The 3340-nt window shown below is 58.5% G+C and carries 2 protein-coding genes and 1 pseudogene; all 3 read right to left on the reverse strand.

Annotated elements, in window-relative coordinates; all coding sequences use genetic code 11:
- Positions 1-90: 90 nt before the first annotated feature.
- Positions 91-2037, reverse strand: coding sequence for a LysM peptidoglycan-binding domain-containing protein (locus H8F21_RS29005; RefSeq protein ID WP_203585819.1), 1947 nt, complete (start codon positions 2035-2037; stop codon positions 91-93).
- Between the two features lie 18 nt (positions 2038-2055).
- Complete coding sequence (locus tag H8F21_RS29010) at positions 2056-2865, reverse strand: DUF4123 domain-containing protein (protein ID WP_203585820.1); 810 nt, start codon at positions 2863-2865, stop codon at positions 2056-2058.
- Positions 2862-3340 (reverse strand): annotated as a pseudogene (locus H8F21_RS29015) (type VI secretion system tip protein VgrG); the annotation flags it as partial. The pseudogene H8F21_RS29015 and the gene H8F21_RS29010, both read right to left, overlap by 4 nt.

The following is a 3340-nucleotide window of genomic DNA, read 5'->3' on the forward strand; positions in this document are numbered from 1 at the left end:
GGGATGGCTCGGTTCGCTCAGACGCCAAACGATCGCGATGCTTCGGAGGCGGTATCTCGTTCAATTTCGTAATTAGCACGCTCCGATTTTTTAACTGACTGTTGCACTTGCTCCTTGAGGCCGCCCTCCCTCTGTAACCCCTAACAAAAACCTGTAGTTCATTTCGGCCAATGCATCACAAAACATTAAAGCTAATTTCCCGACGTGCTCGATATCCATTACCGAAGCAAATCCGCCACCGGCGCCGGGGCCAAAAACCACAGAAGCCTTACAGTTAATTGCCAGTCGGTCGTTGGCAATGCTGACCCCAAACTCACCACTAGCACCAACACCAAAAGCAACATTCCCTTCCGCCTTCACCTCAGCCAAAGACACCCAACTACTACTCGCATTCGCCTGACCAATTACTATATTTCCTACCCCCTGCTTTTCCGGCTCAACCCACTCAAGAGCGCCAGTCAACGCCCCACCCGCCTGCGCCCCAGCAAACGCATCCGCTTTAACGCCAATGTTGCCGCCAGTCCCCACTTCCATCGTCGGCGTGCCAAGCAGTGCCGTAGCACCCGCTGAGGTTTCGGTAGGCTTGTACTGCACATTGACCCCAGCTTCCCCTTGCACAGTGGCGCCGACAAAACACGACAGTTCCAACTTGCCGCTCATGCGAAACACCCCCATGGGATGAAGCACTTCCTGGCCCAGGGCATTGCGATATGACATGCTCGCCACGTACCCGCCCTGGCTCGGAAAATAGCGAACCAGTGATGCTGACCCTTCAGCAAGGGAGAATGCCGCGCTGCCTTTTACGCCGACGTCTATATTTCCTTCTTTAGGATCCCAGCTATTGACCCCTGCGCTGGCACTGGCGGCAAAGCGCAAAGCGTGGGCTTCGGCAGTTACCGCATAGCGGGACGCATCGCTTTGGTTGGACGTCCAGGACAGCTCTTTGTGCAAGGCGTTGAGCAGGTTGTCTTCTGCACTGCCCCAACTGCTGAGCTTGAATTCAAGGTTGCCCAGGGGCCCGGCTTTTCGCCCACTGTCGACGGCCTCTTTGATGTCCGTTATCAGGTCTTTTGCCAGTTGTTTGCTGAAAGGCTTGCCCGCCATAACCTGGGTAGAGACGCGAACGTTCCAGGTGGTTGTTTCACGGTAGGGGATGGAGATGAAATGGCGGCGGCTGGGGTCGCTGAACAGAATGATCTCTACCACCGAGACCCCAGTCGTGGCTTTTTTGCCGCGCTCACTTTCAACAACGCGGCCCCTGCCGTATTTGCGGTCCGGGGCGGCGCCATTGGCGTTGCTTGAACTGTCTTCTGGTTCAGCTTGAATCTGCGCTGCCAGTTGTCCTCGTAACTGGGCAATTTCCTCGTCCAGTTGCTTGACCTTCTTTGCTTGCAAGGCCTGCCAATTGTTTTCGAGTCGCGTAGCGCCGACAAGGCTGGGCGAGTAGCGTTGGTACCAGTCACGCGCTTGTTGGAGGGTCGCCAGTTGCCCTTGCAGGTCTTTGTCGGTAGTCAAAGGCGCAGGGCTGGCTTGTGGCGGCCTGTCCTGGCGCATTAGCAGCCCCGCGCCTTGGGCCTTGAGCGCCCAGGCATCCTTGACGCAGCGGGTGCAGGTGCAATAGGCATGGGGATCTTGCGGCAATTTGCACTGCGTAATCGGCAGCGCTTCGGCCAGGTTCTGGTGCAACGCATCCATCAGCGTCTGCACCCGGTCGATTTCCAATTTTAGTGCTTTGGACTGCTTTTCTGTCAGCACAAAAAAATCCCGCTCACCGGTGATGTGGGCAACATCAACCAGTTCCTCGTCACACTGCGGCTGCCCTTGCACGGTGATGGAACTGGTATTGTGCGCGTGCATGGGTGGCGGCAGTTCAACGGTTGCAGGTGCGCCGGGAAGCTTTAGCTGCCAACCGGGCTTGATATAGTTGGGGTCGCTGATTGATGGGTTGAGCGCCTGAAGGTCCGCGACGGTGGTGTCATGCTTGTGCGCAATCGCGCCCAGGGTGTCGCCGTTCTTGACCGTGTACGTGCTGTTCATCTGTCATCGTCCTTGTGCTTAGATTTGCTCGAGCGTGTCCAGCTTGTCGCCAAGGCTTAGATCATCCCGGGCGAGTAATTGGGCATGCGGGAATTGACGCCAGAAGCCATCGCCCTTGATCAGCGCCAGGCGCAACCACCGCTCCTGCTCGGCCGTTTGCATATAGCCTGCTTGCTGTGCAGCGCAGAGTTGGCGAAACACGAAGGCATTCGGCTCAGGCACATCGATTACCCCCCGATAGTCCTCGGCAAAGCGGATGGCCAGTACTTGCAAGCGCTGCTCCTCCATCTTTGCCTGGCGTTCACGGCCCACATGCAACCAGCCCGGGGCTTGCTGGCGAGGGCTCGATTGAGCAACTGGACGCGGCAGATGGCGCCAGCCCAACTCGTTGCGCCACGCCATGGCGCTGAGCGGCCCCAGGAACTGCAGCCGCTCGGTTTCACTCAGGCTATGCAGTAAAGGCTCCAGCCAGCGCGGTTCAAAAAAACGCATCAACTGTGCCGGAGCGTCGTCCGTGCTGACGGTAAGAAGACTTCGCCAATGCTCCACAGCCTGCTCAAAACACTGCGTATTTTCCAAGTAGGCCACGCAGCCGGCGTCAGCCCGCTCAAGTAGCTCGCTGGCGTAGTGCATCGATGCAGCGTCAGGTGGGCACAGCAAAGCCACTGGCCCAACCTGCTGCAGCGCTGCATAGGGAGTGTTGTCGAACAATGCCACAGCCTGCTCCGCATGGATGTGCAGATCCAGGTCAACGCTGGCATCAAGAATTGCGCACAACACACCTGGTTGCGCCGGCGTCTGGAATGGCGATGGGATGGACTTGATCATTCGCGCTTACCTGCGGCGTGGATTGGGCAGCAGCCAGACGCATCGATTTGGCAGCCAGCGATCGGCAAAAGCTTGCCCGCCTTCGACTGCTGTTGATAAAGCTGCGCGGTAGGCAGCGGCAACGCCGCGGGTGTCGACAGCGCCTCAAGCATTCCCGGCAGGACAGGCGCGGCGGCAGTCCCGATAGCAGGGGCGGCACCGAGCTGAATCGGGCTGCTGCTGAAAATTCCGCCGGGCGATATGACCAGATGCTGGCCACCCACTTTCAAGGTGATGCCGACGCCTGCGTCGAGAATCAGTTGCGCACCCGCCTTGAGGTGGGCTTGTTGCCCGGCTTCAATCGCCAATGTTTGGCCGATACGGGCATGGCTGCTGTGGGCAACCTGCAGGTAGTCATTGGCCTTGAGCTCGACCTTGCGGTCGGCACCCACGGTTCGCTGGTCTTGCGCTTCGAGCACCGCAATGCTGTTGCCCT

Source organism: Pseudomonas arcuscaelestis, from assembly GCF_016881005.1.
GTDB classification, from domain to species: Bacteria; Pseudomonadota; Gammaproteobacteria; order Pseudomonadales; family Pseudomonadaceae; genus Aquipseudomonas; species Aquipseudomonas arcuscaelestis.